This window comes from Serratia sp. 25CWL12, from assembly GCF_055790885.1.
Genome location: NZ_CM147698.1, coordinates 3,917,719 through 3,934,066 on the forward strand (window position 1 = coordinate 3,917,719; position 16,348 = coordinate 3,934,066).

13 protein-coding genes are annotated in these 16,348 nt (G+C 51.0%); 2 read left to right on the plus strand and 11 right to left on the minus strand.

Going from position 1 to position 16,348, the window contains the following annotated elements:
- From rffA to trxA, 10 genes are all read right to left on the minus strand, one after another.
- Positions 1 to 1,131, minus strand: a complete 1,131-nt coding sequence (rffA, locus tag ACX9GV_RS17030) for a dTDP-4-amino-4,6-dideoxygalactose transaminase (RefSeq protein WP_023489395.1) — start codon at positions 1,129 to 1,131, stop codon at positions 1 to 3.
- Positions 1,118 to 1,837: a dTDP-4-amino-4,6-dideoxy-D-galactose acyltransferase gene (rffC, locus tag ACX9GV_RS17035; protein ID WP_473196307.1), complete on the minus strand. Its 720-nt coding sequence runs from the start codon at positions 1,835 to 1,837 to the stop codon at positions 1,118 to 1,120. Before rffC ends, rffA begins: the two co-directional genes overlap by 14 nt.
- On the minus strand, positions 1,815 to 2,696 hold the full coding sequence (gene rfbA, locus ACX9GV_RS17040; protein ID WP_023489393.1) for a glucose-1-phosphate thymidylyltransferase RfbA: 882 nt from the start codon (positions 2,694 to 2,696) through the stop codon (positions 1,815 to 1,817). The genes rffC and rfbA overlap by 23 nt, the downstream gene beginning before the upstream one ends.
- 141 nt (positions 2,697 to 2,837) lie before the next feature.
- Positions 2,838 to 3,905, minus strand: a complete 1,068-nt coding sequence (gene rffG, locus ACX9GV_RS17045) for a dTDP-glucose 4,6-dehydratase (protein WP_473196308.1) — start codon at positions 3,903 to 3,905, stop codon at positions 2,838 to 2,840.
- Positions 3,902 to 5,164, minus strand: a complete 1,263-nt coding sequence (gene wecC, locus ACX9GV_RS17050; protein ID WP_473196309.1) for a UDP-N-acetyl-D-mannosamine dehydrogenase — start codon at positions 5,162 to 5,164, stop codon at positions 3,902 to 3,904. The genes rffG and wecC overlap by 4 nt, the downstream gene beginning before the upstream one ends.
- Positions 5,161 to 6,291: a non-hydrolyzing UDP-N-acetylglucosamine 2-epimerase gene (wecB, locus tag ACX9GV_RS17055; RefSeq protein WP_473196310.1), complete on the minus strand. Its 1,131-nt coding sequence runs from the start codon at positions 6,289 to 6,291 to the stop codon at positions 5,161 to 5,163. Before wecB ends, wecC begins: the two co-directional genes overlap by 4 nt.
- A gap of 365 nt (positions 6,292 to 6,656) precedes the next feature.
- Positions 6,657 to 7,709, minus strand: coding sequence for an ECA polysaccharide chain length modulation protein (gene wzzE, locus ACX9GV_RS17060; RefSeq protein ID WP_023489389.1), 1,053 nt, complete (start codon positions 7,707 to 7,709; stop codon positions 6,657 to 6,659).
- A 20-nt stretch (positions 7,710 to 7,729) separates the two neighbouring features.
- On the minus strand, positions 7,730 to 8,827 hold the full coding sequence (wecA, locus tag ACX9GV_RS17065; RefSeq protein ID WP_152554885.1) for a UDP-N-acetylglucosamine--undecaprenyl-phosphate N-acetylglucosaminephosphotransferase: 1,098 nt from the start codon (positions 8,825 to 8,827) through the stop codon (positions 7,730 to 7,732).
- 276 nt (positions 8,828 to 9,103) lie between these two features.
- Positions 9,104 to 10,363: a transcription termination factor Rho gene (gene rho / locus ACX9GV_RS17070; protein ID WP_021181558.1), complete on the minus strand. Its 1,260-nt coding sequence runs from the start codon at positions 10,361 to 10,363 to the stop codon at positions 9,104 to 9,106.
- 544 nt (positions 10,364 to 10,907) lie between these two features.
- A complete protein-coding gene (gene trxA / locus ACX9GV_RS17075) occupies positions 10,908 to 11,234 on the minus strand; it encodes a thioredoxin TrxA (RefSeq protein ID WP_023492843.1) in 327 nt (108 codons plus the stop codon).
- Positions 11,235 to 11,488: 254 nt separating this feature from the next.
- On the opposite strand from trxA, the gene rhlB reads away from it, so the two are divergent.
- Together rhlB and ppx are read left to right on the plus strand one after the other, a co-directional pair.
- Positions 11,489 to 12,775, plus strand: a complete 1,287-nt coding sequence (gene rhlB, locus ACX9GV_RS17080; RefSeq protein ID WP_023490484.1) for an ATP-dependent RNA helicase RhlB — start codon at positions 11,489 to 11,491, stop codon at positions 12,773 to 12,775.
- 9 nt (positions 12,776 to 12,784) lie between these two features.
- The gene (gene ppx, locus ACX9GV_RS17085) at positions 12,785 to 14,278 is read left to right on the plus strand and encodes an exopolyphosphatase (RefSeq protein ID WP_473196311.1); all 1,494 of its coding nucleotides are present in this window, start codon (positions 12,785 to 12,787) and stop codon (positions 14,276 to 14,278) included.
- A gap of 46 nt (positions 14,279 to 14,324) precedes the next feature.
- On the opposite strand, the gene rep is transcribed toward ppx, so the two are convergent.
- Positions 14,325 to 16,346, minus strand: a complete 2,022-nt coding sequence (gene rep / locus ACX9GV_RS17090) for a DNA helicase Rep (RefSeq protein WP_473196312.1) — start codon at positions 16,344 to 16,346, stop codon at positions 14,325 to 14,327.
- Positions 16,347 to 16,348 lie beyond the last annotated feature (2 nt).

The window sequence follows — 16,348 nt, forward strand, 5'->3', positions numbered from 1 at the left end:
TCAGGCGAAGAAACTCTGGATGGTATTGATTACCGTGCGTTGGTTAACATCAGTCATGTTGTAGAACAGTGGCAGGCGCGCCAGGCGTTCGCTCTCTTGAGTAGTGAAACGATCTTCACCCGCCATGCGACCAAACATCTCACCCGCCGGGCAGCTATGCAGTGGGAGATAGTGGAATACCGACATGATCTCTGCTTCTTTCAGATAATTGATAAACGCGGTACGCTGCTGCATATCTTGCAGTTTGATATAGAACATATGGGCATTCTGTACACAATCTTCTGGCACGCTCGGTAACACAATGCGCCCGGCGTCTGCCAAAGGTTTGAATGCATCATAATAGTTATGCCACAGCTTGAGGCGACGCTGATTAATCTCTTCAGCCGCTTCCAGTTGTGCCCACAGATAAGCCGCCTGTAGGTCTGACATCAAATAGCTGGAACCGATATCACGCCAAGTGTATTTATCTACCTGACCACGGAAAAACTGGCTACGGTTGGTGCCTTTCTCACGGATAACTTCCGCACGATCAATCAACACAGGATCGTTAATCAGGGTTGCACCACCTTCACCACCGGCGGTGTAGTTCTTGGTTTCATGGAAGCTGAAGCAACCAATATGCCCAATAGTCCCCAGCGCTTTACCTTTGTAAGTCGACATCACCCCCTGTGCGGCATCTTCTACCACGAACAGGTTGTATTTCTTCGCCAGCGCCATAATGGTGTCCATCTCACAAGCCACACCGGCATAGTGCATAGGGACAATGGCGCGGGTCTTGTCAGTGATCGCTGCTTCGATCTTGGTTTCATCGATGTTCATGGTGTCTGGACGCAAATCAACAAATACTGGCACTGCACCACGCAATACAAACGCATTAGCTGTCGACACAAAGGTGTAGCTTGGCATGATCACTTCATCACCAGGTTGGATATTCAGCAGTATGGCTGCCATCTCCAGTGATGCAGTACAAGAAGGGGTCAGCAATACTTTCGGGCTGACGAAATGTTGTTCCATCCATTGCTGGCAACGACGAGTAAAACCACCATCGCCACACAGCTTGCCGCTGCTCATCGCTGCCTGCATATAATCAAGTTCAGTGCCAACAACCGGTGGTGCATTAAATGGAATCATGTAAACCTCTATAGAACCAATACGCGGTGCTTTGTATAGTGGCACCGTGCCGTTGATAGAGCCGTAACGCGGCGGTATTACTTATTTGAGTCGCAACCCACAGGCGCGGCAGCCGTTGCTGCTGGCACCAATTGATCGCAGCTACCATTAGCCGTGAACCGGTCCCCTTTCCTTGTTGATGTGGAAATGCCGCCAGCAAACCAATACGGGCCTGTTGTTGGCCAATATCACGCAGGCTGACAAATCCTTCTGGTTCGCCCCCCTCTCCCAGCACCAATAAGCACTGATGATCAAAGGTACCCAGCACCGCTTTCTCAATCCAGGTGGCGTAAAACCGCCCACTGTCTTGCTCCCCGTACCAAGGGGTACGGAAACGGCTGGCAGCAAATACGTTCGTCGCTGCCTGGCGCAGCAAGGGAATATCCTCCACTTGAGCCATGCGCACTGCCGGTAATAATGAAGCACTTTCCATGCCAACTTCTAGCACCAGATCAACTTCGCCCTCCGCCAAGCGAAAACCCAAACCGGCCAGCCCATCGGCTAAATCAAGACGCGACGCCGGAATTTTAGCCTGAACCAGGGCATAAGCATCCAGCTCAGCGGGCACCAGCGGTGGTGCCACCTCAGAAAAATCCAGTTTGGCACTGTTGATATGGAAAAATTCGCTTTCCCAGCCCAAAGGCTCAATATTGGCGTGGACGGACATGGAGTAAATCCAGCAAATATTTGCCATAGCCGGTTTTGGCTAATGCCAATGCAGCACGTTTGACACCTTCATCATCCAGCCAACCATTACGCCAAGCGATCTCTTCCAGACAGGCGACCTTAAACCCTTGGCGCTTTTCCACAGTTTGTACAAAGGTACTGGCTTCGATCAGACTGTCATGAGTACCGGTATCAAGCCAGGCAAAGCCTCGGCCTAGCAGCTCAACACTTAATTGCCCGCGCTCCAGATACATCTGGTTGATGGTGGTGATTTCCAACTCGCCACGGGGCGAAGGTTTCACCTGCTTGGCGAAGTCCACCACCTGATTATCATAAAAATAGAGGCCAGTGACCGCCCAGTTGGATTTGGGCTCGAGGGGTTTCTCTTCAATTGACAGCGCACGGAACTGGTCATCAAACTCCACCACACCAAAGCGCTCTGGGTCCATCACCTGATAACCAAATACCGTGGCACCATGCAGGTTATTGACCACGTTTTTCAGTTTCGGGCTAAAGGCCTGGCCAAAATAAATGTTATCACCCAACACCAGGCAGCTCGGTTCCCCAGCGATAAACTCTTCACCGATCAGAAAGGCTTGCGCCAGTCCGTCTGGGCTAGGCTGTTCGGCGTAACTCAGGTTGATGCCAAACTCCGCACCACTACCGAGTAAACGGCGGAACGAAGGTAGATCTTCAGGGGTAGAAATAATCAGAATATCGCGGATCCCGGCCAGCATCAGCACCGAGATTGGATAATAGATCATCGGCTTATCATAGATAGGCAGCAACTGCTTGGAGACACCGCGCGTAATCGGGTGCAAACGCGTTCCCGAACCGCCAGCAAGAACAATACCTTTCATCTTGACTCCTTGACTCACCTTCGCACTGCGAAAGTCCTTTTAGTCATAGGTTATTAAACTGTAATCAGCTTAATGACCTAGCCCATCAATGGGCCAGGTAATACAACCAACCACAAGATTGCTTGAAAAACGAGGAGGAGGTTACTGGCTCAGCCCTAAACGTTCCCCAGCATAGGAGCCGTCTTGTACCCGACGCCACCAGGTTTCGTTGTTCAGATACCAAGAGACCGTTTTGCGGATACCGCTTTCAAAGGTTTCCTGTGGGCGCCAACCCAACTCACGTTCGATCTTGCTGGCATCAATGGCATAGCGCATATCATGGCCGGGGCGATCTTTGACGTAAGTGATCAAATCGCGATATTTAGCCACACCTTGTGGTTTGTTCGGTGCCAACTCTTCCAATAGATCGCAAATCGTGTGCACCACCTCGAGATTCTTACGTTCGTTATGCCCACCGATATTGTAGGTTTCCCCTACTACACCCTCTTTGACCACCTGATACAACGCCCGAGCATGGTCTTCCACATACAACCAGTCACGCACCTGTGCGCCATTGCCATAAACCGGCAAGGGTTTACCCGCAATCGCGTTTAGGATCACCAATGGGATCAGCTTCTCAGGAAAATGGTAAGGGCCATAATTATTGGAACAATTGGTGACCACAGTGGGCAAACCATAAGTACGCAACCAGGCACGCACCAGATGGTCGCTGGATGCTTTAGAGGCAGAGTAAGGGCTGCTTGGTGCATAAGGCGTGGTTTCGGTAAACAAGTCGTCCGTACCATGCAGATCACCATACACTTCATCGGTAGAGATATGGTGGAAACGGAAAGCCGGTTTTTTCTCTTCCGCCAGACCTTGCCAATAATGGCGGGCCGCTTCCAACAAAGTGTAAGTACCCACTACGTTGGTTTCGATAAACGCGGCTGGGCCATCAATAGAACGGTCCACATGGCTTTCAGCCGCCAGGTGCATCACTAAATCGGGTTGGTATTGCGCAAACACCCGGTCAAGTGCAGGCCGGTCACAAATATCCACCTGCTCAAAAGCATAGCGCGCATCATCCGCCACTACCGCCACTGAATCCAGATTACCGGCATACGTTAGCTTATCCACCACCACTACGCTATCTGCCGTACCATTGATAATGTGTCTTACTACGGCAGAGCCGATAAAACCGGCTCCGCCGGTAACCAGAATACGTTTCAACGCCAAACTCCTTTAGTATCAACGACCCAAGACTGTTTAACCTCTTGCGGTTTAATCGCCTTGAACTCTTTGTGATCAACCAACATCACGACAATATCTGCCTGCTGCAAAGCCTCGGCAAGGGTTTTCAAAGTCACATGACCGGCCAAAGATTTTGGCAATTGCTCCACATTGGGCTCTACGACTAACGTTTCACCCACATGCCAGTCAGCAATCAGATGAGCCACTTCAACCGCTGGGCTTTCACGCAAATCATCAATATTCGGTTTGAACGCCAGACCAAAACAGGCAATTTTCACTTCATTGGCGCGCTTGTTGGTGGCTGCCAGACAATCTGCCACCGCCGTCTTGACGCGATCAACCACCCAGTGTGGCTTACCATCGTTAACCAACCGGGCAGTATGGATCAAACGGGCCTGCTGCGGGTTCTGCGCCACGATAAACCAAGGGTCAACGGCGATACAGTGCCCACCGACACCAGGACCAGGCTGCAAAATATTAACCCGTGGATGGCGGTTAGCCAAGCGGATCAGCTCCCATACATTGATGCCCTGATCAGCACAGATCAGTGAAAGTTCGTTGGCAAAAGCAATGTTAACGTCGCGGAAACTGTTTTCAGTCAATTTACACATTTCGGCGGTGCGAGAGTTAGTGATTACACACTCACCTTCCAAGAAGATTTTGTACAACTCACTCGCACGCTCAGAGCACTTCGGCGTCATCCCGCCGATCACGCGGTCATTCTGGATCAGTTCCACCATCACCTGCCCGGGCAACACACGCTCTGGACAATAGGCAATGTTAACATCGGCTTGTTCACCGGCATCCTGAGGGAAACTGAGGTCACTGCGCGCCTGCGCCAGCCACAATGCCACCTGCTCAGTCGCACCTACCGGGGAAGTAGACTCCAGGATCACCAAATCGCCTTTTTTCAGTACCGGCGCCAGTGATTTCGCCGCGGCTTCCACATAGGCTAAATCGGGCTCATGATCCCCTTTAAATGGCGTGGGTACCGCAATCAGAAACGCATCTGCGGGTAGGGGTTTATTCACCGCTTGTAAGTAACCCCCTTCAACCGCCGTCTTCACTACGCGGTCCAGATCGGGTTCGACAATATGGATCGCACCACGGTTAATGGTATCCACCGCATGTTGGTTAACATCTACACCCACCACTTTTTTCTTGCGGGAAGCAAACGCCGCCGCTGTTGGCAAGCCGATATAACCCAAGCCAATAACTGAAATCGTGTTAAAACTCATAGTGTCACCTGATGATTCTTTAAAGCTTCGAGGATACGCTGGCAGGCATGCCCGTCACCGTAAGGGTTATGCGCCCGGCTCATGGCATGATAGGCGTTGTCATCTGTCAGTAACCGGGTAACCGCATCAACAATTCTGGCTACATCTGTTCCTACCAATTGCACCGTGCCGGCATCCACCGCTTCCGGTCGCTCAGTGGTATCACGCATCACTAACACCGGTTTACCCAGTGAAGGAGCCTCTTCCTGAATACCACCCGAGTCGGTCAGGATCAGATAAGCGTGAGTCATCAGATAAACAAAAGGCAGGTAGTCTTGCGGGTCGATAAGAATGACGTTTTCGATACCTTTCAAAATGCGGTTGACTGGCTCACTGACGTTCGGGTTCAAGTGCACCGGATAGACCACCTGCACCTCTGGGTGCTGGCGCGCGATCTCTGCCAGTGCGCTGCAAATACGCTCAAAACCGCCACCAAAACTTTCACGGCGGTGCCCAGTCACCAGGATCAACTTCTTATTGGCATCCAGGAAAGGGTAGCGCTGTTCAAGACTATTACGCAGGGTGGCGTCAGACATAACGCGGTCACGTACCCAAAACAACGCATCAATCACTGTATTACCAGTTACGATAATATGGTCATCACTCAGTGACTCACGCAGCAGGTTTTGACGCGAATTTTCCGTCGGCGCGAAATGGTACATCGCCAAATGACCGGTTAATTTACGGTTGGCCTCTTCTGGCCAAGGGGAATAGAGATCCCCCGTGCGCAATCCTGCCTCGACATGCCCCACCGGAATACGCTGATAAAATGCCGCCAGACTGGTGCTCATGGTCGTCGTCGTATCACCATGAACCAGCACCACATCCGGTTTGAAATCTTCCAGCACGCCTTTTAACCCTTCCAGGATACGGCAAGTGATTTCACTCAGCCCCTGGCCCGGTTTCATAATATTCAGATCATAATCAGGTACGATTTCAAACAACCGCAATACCTGATCCAACATCTCACGATGCTGTGCCGTAACGCAGACTCTAGATTCAAAGGCTTCGTCCTGAGCCAGAGCATGTACCAAAGGAGCCATTTTGATGGCTTCCGGCCTGGTACCAAAAACAGTCAACACTTTCACAGCGAATCTCTTTTGGTCTGTAAACTGCAGGCAAACCTGCAAATGGGGCACTTATCCCCGTCATCAATAAAGCTGCAGCGGTGTGGGCTACGCTCGTGCACCCGAATCACTTACCCATGTAAGCTCATCGGGATGAATGAACCTCATCTCTGAGGTTCACCCTTCGGGCCAGCACGAGTGCTGTTCAAATCGGTGATGACCGATTTGTCTCTCGTTTGCTGCCTACCTGCAACTTCATTGAACTTGGGTAGATGTGTCCGTCAATAAAATCCCGCTATCCTTCAAGCTGCAACAACCTGAATAGCCGCCTGAACTCCCTAGGACATGCTTATTTTAACGCTCTTTTATTTCAACTTTCTTTTATCTCAACTGCGAGGCCGACGCACCAAAGCCACACCAGCACCCACCAAGCTACCAATCGCCCCCCACATAATCAACCAGAATACCCGGCGTGGGCTGTCACGTTTCACCGGCTCTTCTGGTGTACGCAGATAGCGGAATGTCTGAAAATTAGTATCTGGCGTCGGGCCAGCATGCAAGGTGGTCAGCATGGCCCGATTTTGGTCATAATCGAGATCATAGGTTGGACCTGATGCCTGTAACCCTTCCAGACGCGCTTGAAGCGTCGGTTTACCCAGCATGAAAAGGTCAGAATCGGGTAGCTGTTCTGCCGGAATATTGGTCTGAGCACGGTTAATCCCTTGTTGCTCAGCAATTTTCAGTGCTTGCTGGACACTCTTGAGCTCACGTTGATAAACCGCATCTGCCACCGCTTCCTGACGTTTGACCTGGGCATTCATAGCGGTAGTACGCGCAGCCCAAGCGCCCTGAATATCTTCATTCAAATGCTGTGCCGCACGGTGGCTGGCAAAATCCACATACTGGCGCAACAATTGATTAGAGTCAGCGGCAGTTTCTGCCGTTAACTTCACGTTGTCATTGAGTACTTTTTTATCATCACGAGGGGTGAACTGAATATTGTTAATCAGCTCATCTAACAACGCCGCATCGGCGCGTGCATCCCCTTTCTGACGCTGTTTGTAATAATCATTTTGTAACCAGAATTCGCGACGTGTGTCATAGGCGGCCAACTGCATGATGAATTCATTATAGGCTTCATCGGCAATCCCTGGCTGCTCACCCGCCACTGCGGGCATGGTGCGCACATCAAGATTACGCAGAAATTGTCGCTGAGAGTAATATCCCCCCAACGAATTAACTGTTGGCTTGTCAGTGATTGCGGTGGCGCTCCACTCCTGCTTTACCAGATAGGAGACAAGCAGTGCGACCACAGCAAATAGCAGCGCAAAACCAATAATCCATTTTTTACCGCGCCACAGGGTAGAGCACAGACCGCGAATATCCAGTTCGTTGTCGACCACCGTAGCACTCTTATCAGACGTTGTTTCAGAAATCATCACTGCCCTAAAGCCTCAGGTTAAGGTACTTGCTTGTTGTGCATTGAATTACGAATACGGCGCTTGATACGTTTGATATAACGAGCAACACGCCACGCACGTTTAATGCAATAGCCATAAAAAAAGAATGCTAGCAAAAACAGCACCAACATCACCCATTCCGGAATGAAACTTAGCCGTTCGCCGATAATACCTATCGCTGCCAGGATTGCCGCAGCCAACGTGATCAAAACAAAGGCCTGACGCGGCGTAAAACCGGCCCGCATAATCAGGTGATGGATGTGTTGACGATCAGGTGAGAATGGGCTCATCCCCTTGCGCAGGCGACGATACATGATGGCAATCATATCCATCAAAGGAATGGCAATAATCCAGAGTGCCGTCACTGGCCTAATGGGATGGTTTTCCCCTTGCGAACTTTGCAACAGTAACCAGATAGCGGTAAAACCAATCAGCGTGCTGCCCGCATCCCCCATAAATACTTTATAGCGGCGGCCAAGAACACCCAGATTCAGTAAAATATAAGGGACAATGGCGGCCAACATGGCAAAGCACCAAAAGGCGAGCTCATTGTTGCCACTTTGATAGAGCAGAATCCCCATAGCACCAAATGACACGCAGGAGAGTCCACCCAGCAAACCATCAATGCCGTCCACCATGTTAAAGGCGTTGATCGCCGCCCAAACGGCGAACAGGGTCACCAGGTAGCCAAACGGACCCAGCAGCATTTCCCAGTTACCAAATACCTGGCCGAGGCTATGCAGATAGAGGTCGGCGAACAGCATCATCGCCACTCCAACCAGGGCCTGCACGGTGGCTCGAATTTTGACACTAATATCAAAACGATCATCCAGCGCCCCAACGAACACCAACACACCCGCACAAGCGAGGTAGAGCTTGCTGTGCACAATCGGTACATCGGTGATCAAGAAAGCGAAACACAGGCCAGCATAAACAGAAATCCCCCCAACCAGCGGGATTAGGCCCTGATGACGTTTCCGATAATTCGGCTTATCAACCAAACCAATGCGCTTTGCTACCTTGCGGGCAACAAACAAAAAAGCCAAAGAAAACAGAAAAACAAAAAGGATTTCAGTACTCATAGTGAGTATGTTCACGGTTAACGAATCTCTAAAAAAAGATAAGGTAGCTTAGCATGAGTAAAAATGGCACCACTATCATCACCCAGCAACCTTTTCAGTCAATTCCTATGACAATAGACATGTCTTCATACATTTGCACTCATCACCTTAAGGTGATAAGTGCAAATCAGACGAAGTCTCAGTAAGTCATCAGGGTAGCTCACTTAGTTATTACTCTTGCTTATCGTATCCGCCAAAAGCAAAAAACGCCATGACTAGGCATGGCGTTCGACAACTTTTTTACTCACCCAATCATGAACGCTTCATCATATCGAAGAATTCATCATTGGTTTTGGTCATCGCCAATTTATTAATGAGGAACTCCATTGCATCAATCTCACCCATCGGATGAATGATTTTCCGCAGGATCCACATTTTTTGCAGCTCTTCCGAAGTGGTAAGCAGCTCTTCTTTACGGGTACCGGAACGGTTGTAATCAATAGCAGGGAAGACACGCTTCTCGGCAATTTTACGTGCCAGGTGCAGTTCCATGTTACCGGTGCCTTTAAACTCTTCGTAGATAACTTCATCCATTTTAGAACCGGTATCAACCAGTGCCGTAGCGATGATGGTCAGGCTGCCGCCCTCTTCAACGTTACGTGCGGCACCGAAGAAACGCTTGGGACGGTGCAAGGCATTGGCATCCACACCACCGGTCAACACCTTGCCTGAAGCAGGTACCACGGTGTTGTAGGCGCGTGCCAGACGAGTAATGGAATCAAGCAGAATGATCACATCCTTTTTATGTTCTACCAAGCGCTTGGCCTTCTCGATCACCATTTCCGCTACTTGTACGTGACGTGAAGCAGGCTCGTCAAACGTAGAGGCGATCACTTCCCCTTTCACCAGGCGCTGCATCTCGGTCACTTCTTCCGGACGTTCGTCGATCAGCAACACCATCAACACACAATCGGGGTGATTGTAAGCAATGCTCTGGGCAATATTCTGCAGCAGCATGGTCTTACCGGCCTTGGGTGGCGCGACAATCAAACCACGTTGACCACGGCCAATCGGTGCTGCCAAATCCAGCACCCGCGCGGTGAGATCTTCAGTAGACCCATTGCCACGCTCCATACGCAAACGCGAGTTAGCATGCAGCGGTGTCAGGTTTTCGAATAGGATCTTGTTGCGGGCGTTTTCCGGCTTGTCGTAGTTGACTTCATTCACTTTCAACAAGGCAAAATAGCGCTCACCTTCTTTAGGTGGACGAATCTTACCGGAAATGGTGTCACCAGTGCGGAGATTGAAACGGCGGATTTGGCTGGGAGAAACGTAGATATCATCAGGGCCTGCGAGGTAGGAACTATCTCCAGAACGGAGGAAACCAAACCCATCCTGCAGTATCTCCAACACACCATCGCCGAAGATATCTTCCCCACTTTTCGCATGTTGCTTAAGTATAGAGAAGATAATGTCCTGTTTACGCAAACGGGCCAGGTTTTCCAGCCCCATATTTTCGCCAAGAGTAATCAACTCAGAAACCGGCGTATTCTTTAATTCGGTAAGATTCATAGTAGAGGTTCTTAAACTCGGGGTATATCTCGAACTTGTAACGTGAATGGTATGGCAGCGTATTTTACCCGTTGCTTTTCAAACTGGCAGGACTCACTCACACAGTCATTCAGGGTGGTTGGGTTGCCGCTTTGCTACAGCTTGAAATGCATTAGATATTCGTGCCTGTTACTGCACAGTCGATCACTAAAACCATTAAACATCGAGGTAAGAAACACCTTACACGGGACATAAGCACTGGCAGTTGATGATCAAAGGTGCTTTAAAAACTGATTTTGCAAAACCGCTTGATTGTCAAAACGTAGGCTAAATTCACAGTCAAATGACAAGGCCGATGATTCGACATAAAGCTTAGATTCAGACTCTTTAGATTTAATACTTCAGGTAAGTTCTATATGCAGTGTGGTTAAACTTAACACGCTTCTTGGCGGGCGTCTAGCAGTAAATCCGCTGCCAGACGCCTGCACTGGGTAGATACCCATCGCCATGTCAGCTACAGCACTATTGGCTGCAACCTCTGATGGAACCTGGGTATGCCCCCCGCTTACAGATTCGCGCTCAGAAAATCTTTGAGCTGACTCTTGGACAACGCACCCACTTTAGTCGCCGCCACTTCACCATTCTTGAACAACAACAGCGTAGGAATACCACGGATGCCATACTTCGGGGCGGTAGCCGGGTTTTGATCAATGTTCAGCTTGGTAATAGTCAGCTTGCCAGCGAATTCTTCAGCAATCTCATCCAGGATCGGGGCAATCATCTTGCACGGACCACACCATTCAGCCCAGAAATCGACCAAGATTGGCCCTTCGGCTTTCAGCACATCAGAATCAAAGCTATCGTCAGTCAGGTGAATAATTTTATCGCTCATATTCTACTCCACAGGATCATGTCTACCTTGTTGGTGTAGCATTAACCAACTCAGGCGATTTTATACCCGTCTCTATTCAAGTTGCCAATGTTGGCTAGGTGTATACGCCCGGAGCACTGACTATTTATGTCAGCTCACCAGAGTATATACTGCCCTTCTGATGACAGCTTGAATGCACTTGGGTCTATTTCACCGTGTTTATTTCAACGGATATGCTTTCGTAAAGCAACAGTTAGCTGATATTCTAACACACTATGAGCAAAACACACTTGACCGAACAGAAGTTTTCCGACTTCGCCCTGCACCCGTTAGTCCTTGAAGCCCTTGAGAAAAAAGGGTTTTACCACTGCACGCCCATTCAGGCGTTAGCATTGCCGCTCACTCTCAGTGGGCGCGACGTTGCAGGTCAGGCGCAAACCGGTACCGGAAAGACGCTGGCATTTTTAGCGTCTACTTTTCACTATTTGTTAACCCACCCGGCAAAAGAAGATCGCCAAACCAACCAGCCACGAGCCTTGATCATGGCGCCCACCCGTGAGCTGGCGGTACAGATCCATGCCGATGCTGAAGCCCTGTCACAATCAAGCGGGCTGAAACTGGGCTTGGCCTATGGGGGTGATGGCTACGATAAGCAGTTGAAGGTGTTGCAAGACGGGGTAGATATCCTGGTTGGCACCACCGGGCGTTTAATTGATTATGCCAAGCAGAACTATATTGACCTGGGGGCAATCCAGGTTGTGGTACTTGATGAAGCTGACCGGATGTACGATCTGGGCTTTATCAAGGATATTCGTTGGTTATTCCGCCGCATGCCTAGCGTCAATCAACGGCTGAATATGCTTTTTTCCGCCACTTTGTCCTATCGCGTGCGTGAACTGGCCTTTGAACAAATGAACAACGCCGAATATGTGGAAGTGGAGCCGGAGCAAAAAACCGGTCACCGCATTAAAGAGGAGCTGTTCTACCCTTCCAACGAAGAAAAAATGCGCCTGTTGCAGACACTGCTTGAAGAAGAGTGGCCTGATCGCTGTATTATTTTCGCCAATACCAAACACCGCTGTGAAGAGATCTGGGGCCATCTGGCTGCTGATGGTCACCGTGTTGGTTTATTGACCGGTGATGTAGCGCAGAAAAAGCGCCTGCGTATTCTTGATGACTTCACCAAGGGCAACCTGGATATCCTGGTGGCAACCGATGTAGCAGCCCGTGGCTTGCATATCCCGTTGGTGACCCATGTATTCAACTACGATCTGCCGGATGACTGTGAAGACTACGTACACCGTATTGGCCGTACTGGCCGCGCCGGGGAAAGTGGTCACTCCATCAGCCTGGCCTGTGAAGAGTATGCCCTTAACCTGCCCGCCATTGAGACCTATACCGGCCACAGCATTCCGGTGAGTAAATACAATAGTGAGGCGTTAATGAGTGATTTGCCGGCACCGAAGCGCCTAATGCGCCCAAGAGGCAGCAATGGCCAGCGCCGTGGTAGTGCACCCCGCCGTGGTAATGCGCCACGTAATCACCGTAAACGCACAAGCTGACCAATCACTATGCCCACATCCAGCACCCTCTATGCCGCCATCGACCTAGGTTCTAACAGTTTCCATATGTTGGTGGTGCGTGAGGTGGCTGGCAGTATCCAGACCGTGGCGCGTATCAAGCGTAAAGTGCGCTTGGCGGCGGGCTTGGGCCAAAACAACCATCTCTCCCAAGAAGCGATGCAGCGTGGCTGGCAGTGCCTGCGGTTATTTGCCGAACGCTTACAAGATATCCCACGCGAACAGATGCGCGTGGTGGCCACCGCCACGTTGCGCCTGGCAAACAATGCCAGCGAATTTCTACACACCGCCGAAGCCATTCTCGGCTGCCCAATACAAGTGATCACCGGCGAAGAAGAAGCAAGGTTGATCTATCACGGGGTCGCCCATACCACCGGTGGGCCTGAACAGCGCTTGGTGGTGGATATTGGCGGCGGCAGTACTGAACTGGTGGTGGGTACCGCCGCGCAGGCAGATCAACTTTATAGCCTGCCGATGGGGTGCGTTACCTGGCTTGAGCGTTTTTTCAGTAACCGCGACCTGGAGCGGGATAACTTTGAAGCGGCGGAGTTGGCAGCCCGTGAGATGGTGCGCCCCATCGCGCCACAACTGCGGCAGCATGGTTGGCAGATTTGTGTTGGTGCCTCTGGCACGGTGCAGGCACTGCAAGAAATTATGGTTGCCCAGGGAATGGACGAATGCATTACCCTACCCAAACTACGCCAACTAAAACAGCGCGCCATTCAATGTGGCAAATTGGAAGAGCTGGAAATTGAAGGGTTGACGCTAGAGCGTGCGCTGGTATTCCCCAGTGGCCTGTCCATCCTGCTGGCTATTTTCCAAGAATTAAACATTGAAAGCATGATGCTGGCAGGCGGTGCACTGCGTGAAGGCTTAGTGTACGGCATGTTGCATTTACCGGTGGACAAAGATATTCGCAGCCGGACACTGCGCAATCTGCAACGCCGTTATCTGCTGGATATCGAGCAGGGTGAGCGCGTGAACCAGTTGGCGGCGAACTTCTGTTTGCAGACTGCCAACCAATGGCCGTTGGATACTCGCTGCCGTGAGTTACTGCAAGCGGCCTGCCTGCTCCATGAAATTGGCCTAAGTGTCGATTTCAAACAAGCGCCGCAACACGCGGCCTATCTGGTGCGCCACCTTGATTTGCCCGGCTTTACCCCAGCACAGAAAAAGCTGTTGGCCACCTTGTTGCAAAACCAGTGCAATGCTCTTGACCTGTCACTGTTAAGCCAACAAAACGCCGTGCCCGCCGAGATGGCACAGCATCTGTGTCGCATTCTGCGTCTAGCGATCATCTTTGCCAGCCGCCGCCGCGACGACACCCTACCTGCGGTACGCTTACGGGCTAATCAGCAAGAGCTGCATGTAATTTTGCCCCATGGCTGGTTAGGCCAACACCCATTGGGTGCTGAAGCACTGGAACAAGAAAGCCGCTGGCAGGGCAATGCCCATTGGCCGCTATTATTGGATGAGCAAGATTAGTTTGCATCGCCTGATAGAATAGAAGCTGACTCACTATCGCCTGACTTTATCCCCCTTTGGCCTTCGCTAGCATCGCTTTTACATTCGCCAAATGGCTTTGCCCTTTCTGCATCCGCTCTTGTGGGCTCAGCACTTTGCGCTCGCTCTCCCAAGCGAGATCATCCTGTGGCAATTCCAACAGGAAGCGGCTGGGTTCTGGGCGCACTAACTCACCGTATTGGCGGCGTTCACGACATAAAGTAAAAATCAGCTCTTTCTGCGCGCGGGTGATGCCGACATAAGCCAGACGGCGCTCTTCGTCGATATTGTCCTCATCAATGCTACTTTGGTGGGGCAACAGCCCCTCTTCCATCCCCACCAAGAACACATAGGGGAATTCAAGCCCCTTGGAAGCATGTAGCGTCATCAGTTGTACCTGATCCAGATCTTCATCACCTTCCCCCCGCTCCATCATGTCGCGCAGGGTAAAGCGCGTCACCACCTGGGTCAGGGTCATCGGTTCATCCAGTTCGCTACCTTCCAGCATTTCGCTCATCCAACCAAACAGCGTGTTGACGTTTTTCATGCGCATTTCAGCCGCTTTCGGGCTGGGGGAGGTTTCAAATAGCCAGCTTTCGTAATCCACGCCCCGAAGCAGGTCACGCACCGCCATCAGTGGTTCACGTTCCACCCTTTGCGCTATTTCTGCCATCCAGTGGGTAAAGCGCTGTAATGATTCCAAACCACGGCCAGTCAAGTGTTGGCCCAAGCCGAGATCAAAACTGGCGTTAAACAGGCTTTTATTGCGCTGGTTGGCCCACTCCCCCAATTTTTGCAGTGATGCCGGGCCAATCTCGCGCTTAGGGGTGTTGACGATACGCAAAAAGGCACTGTCATCATCGGGGTTGGTCAACACGCGCAGATAGGCCAGCAAATCCTTGATCTCAGGGCGCGAGAAGAAGGAAGTCCCCCCTGAAATTTTGTACGGGATGCGGTTTTGCGTCAGCATTTTTTCAAACACCCGCGACTGATGGTTGCCTCGATAGAGAATGGCATAATCACCGTAGTGGGTCTTCTTGATAAAGTGGTGGGCAATCAGCTCACCCACCACCCGTTCCGCCTCATGATCTTCATTGTTGGCGGTGATCACTTTCAGTTCTTCGCCGTAACCCAACTCGGAAAAAAGCCGTTTTTCAAACACATGGGGATTATTGGCAATCAGGATATTGGCAGCTTTCAGGATACGTTCGCTGGAACGGTAGTTTTGCTCCAGTTTAATCACCTGCAATTGGGGGAAATCCTCCCTCAGCAACACCAGATTTTGTGGGCGGGCACCACGCCAAGAGTAAATAGACTGGTCATCATCCCCCACCACGGTAAAACGCGCGCGGTTACCCACCAGCAATTTCACCAGTTGATACTGGCTGGTGTTGGTATCCTGATACTCGTCCACCAACAGATAACGGATTCGGTTCTGCCAGCGCTCACGCACTTCCTGATTACGCTGTAGCAGTAAGGTCGGCAGCAGGATCAGATCGTCAAAATCCAATAAGTTACAGGCCTTCATATGGGTCTCATACAACCCATAGCAATGGGCAAACAACTTGTCACGCTCAGAGCGAGCCAACCCCATGGCCTGTGTCGGGTCCACCAGGTCATTCTTCCAGTTGGAGATGGTGGAAATAAGCTGCGCCACCAGCGTTTTGTCATTTTCCAGCCATTTCTCAGTCAGTTCTTTCAATAGCGCCAACTGATCCTGATCATCAAACAACGAGAAGTTGGATTTCATCCCCAAAGCGGCATATTCGCGTTTGATCACCTCAAGACCTAACGTGTGGAACGTCGAGATGATCAGGCCACGGGCCTCTTTGCGTGCCATGGTGTGTGCCACGCGCTCTTTCATCTCCCGCGCGGCTTTGTTGGTGAAGGTCACCGCCACAATTTGCCGGGCCTGATAACCACATTGCTGGATCAAATGGGCGATTTTATTGGTGATCACCCGCGTCTTGCCGGAACCGGCACCGGCCAGCACCAGACAAGGTCCGGTAACGAACTCCACTGCGTGTTGTTGGCTGGGGTTTAATCGCATGG

What these genes read in the sequence shown, in the direction of transcription:
- rffA (WP_023489395.1), bottom strand. Translation starts at nt 1,131, where the DNA reads ATGATTCCATTTAATGCACCACCGGTTGTTGGCACTGAACTTGATTAT.
- rffC (WP_473196307.1), bottom strand. Translation starts at nt 1,837, where the DNA reads ATGTCCGTCCACGCCAATATTGAGCCTTTGGGCTGGGAAAGCGAATTT.
- rfbA (WP_023489393.1), bottom strand. Translation starts at nt 2,696, where the DNA reads ATGAAAGGTATTGTTCTTGCTGGCGGTTCGGGAACGCGTTTGCACCCG.
- wecC (WP_473196309.1), bottom strand. Translation starts at nt 5,164, where the DNA reads ATGAGTTTTAACACGATTTCAGTTATTGGCTTGGGTTATATCGGCTTG.
- wzzE (WP_023489389.1), bottom strand. Translation starts at nt 7,709, where the DNA reads ATGATTTCTGAAACAACGTCTGATAAGAGTGCTACGGTGGTCGACAAC.
- rho (WP_021181558.1), bottom strand. Translation starts at nt 10,363, where the DNA reads ATGAATCTTACCGAATTAAAGAATACGCCGGTTTCTGAGTTGATTACT.
- trxA (WP_023492843.1), bottom strand. Translation starts at nt 11,234, where the DNA reads ATGAGCGATAAAATTATTCACCTGACTGACGATAGCTTTGATTCTGAT.
- rhlB (WP_023490484.1), top strand. Translation starts at nt 11,489, where the DNA reads ATGAGCAAAACACACTTGACCGAACAGAAGTTTTCCGACTTCGCCCTG.
- ppx (WP_473196311.1), top strand. Translation starts at nt 12,785, where the DNA reads ATGCCCACATCCAGCACCCTCTATGCCGCCATCGACCTAGGTTCTAAC.
- rep (WP_473196312.1), bottom strand. Translation starts at nt 16,346, where the DNA reads ATGCGATTAAACCCCAGCCAACAACACGCAGTGGAGTTCGTTACCGGA.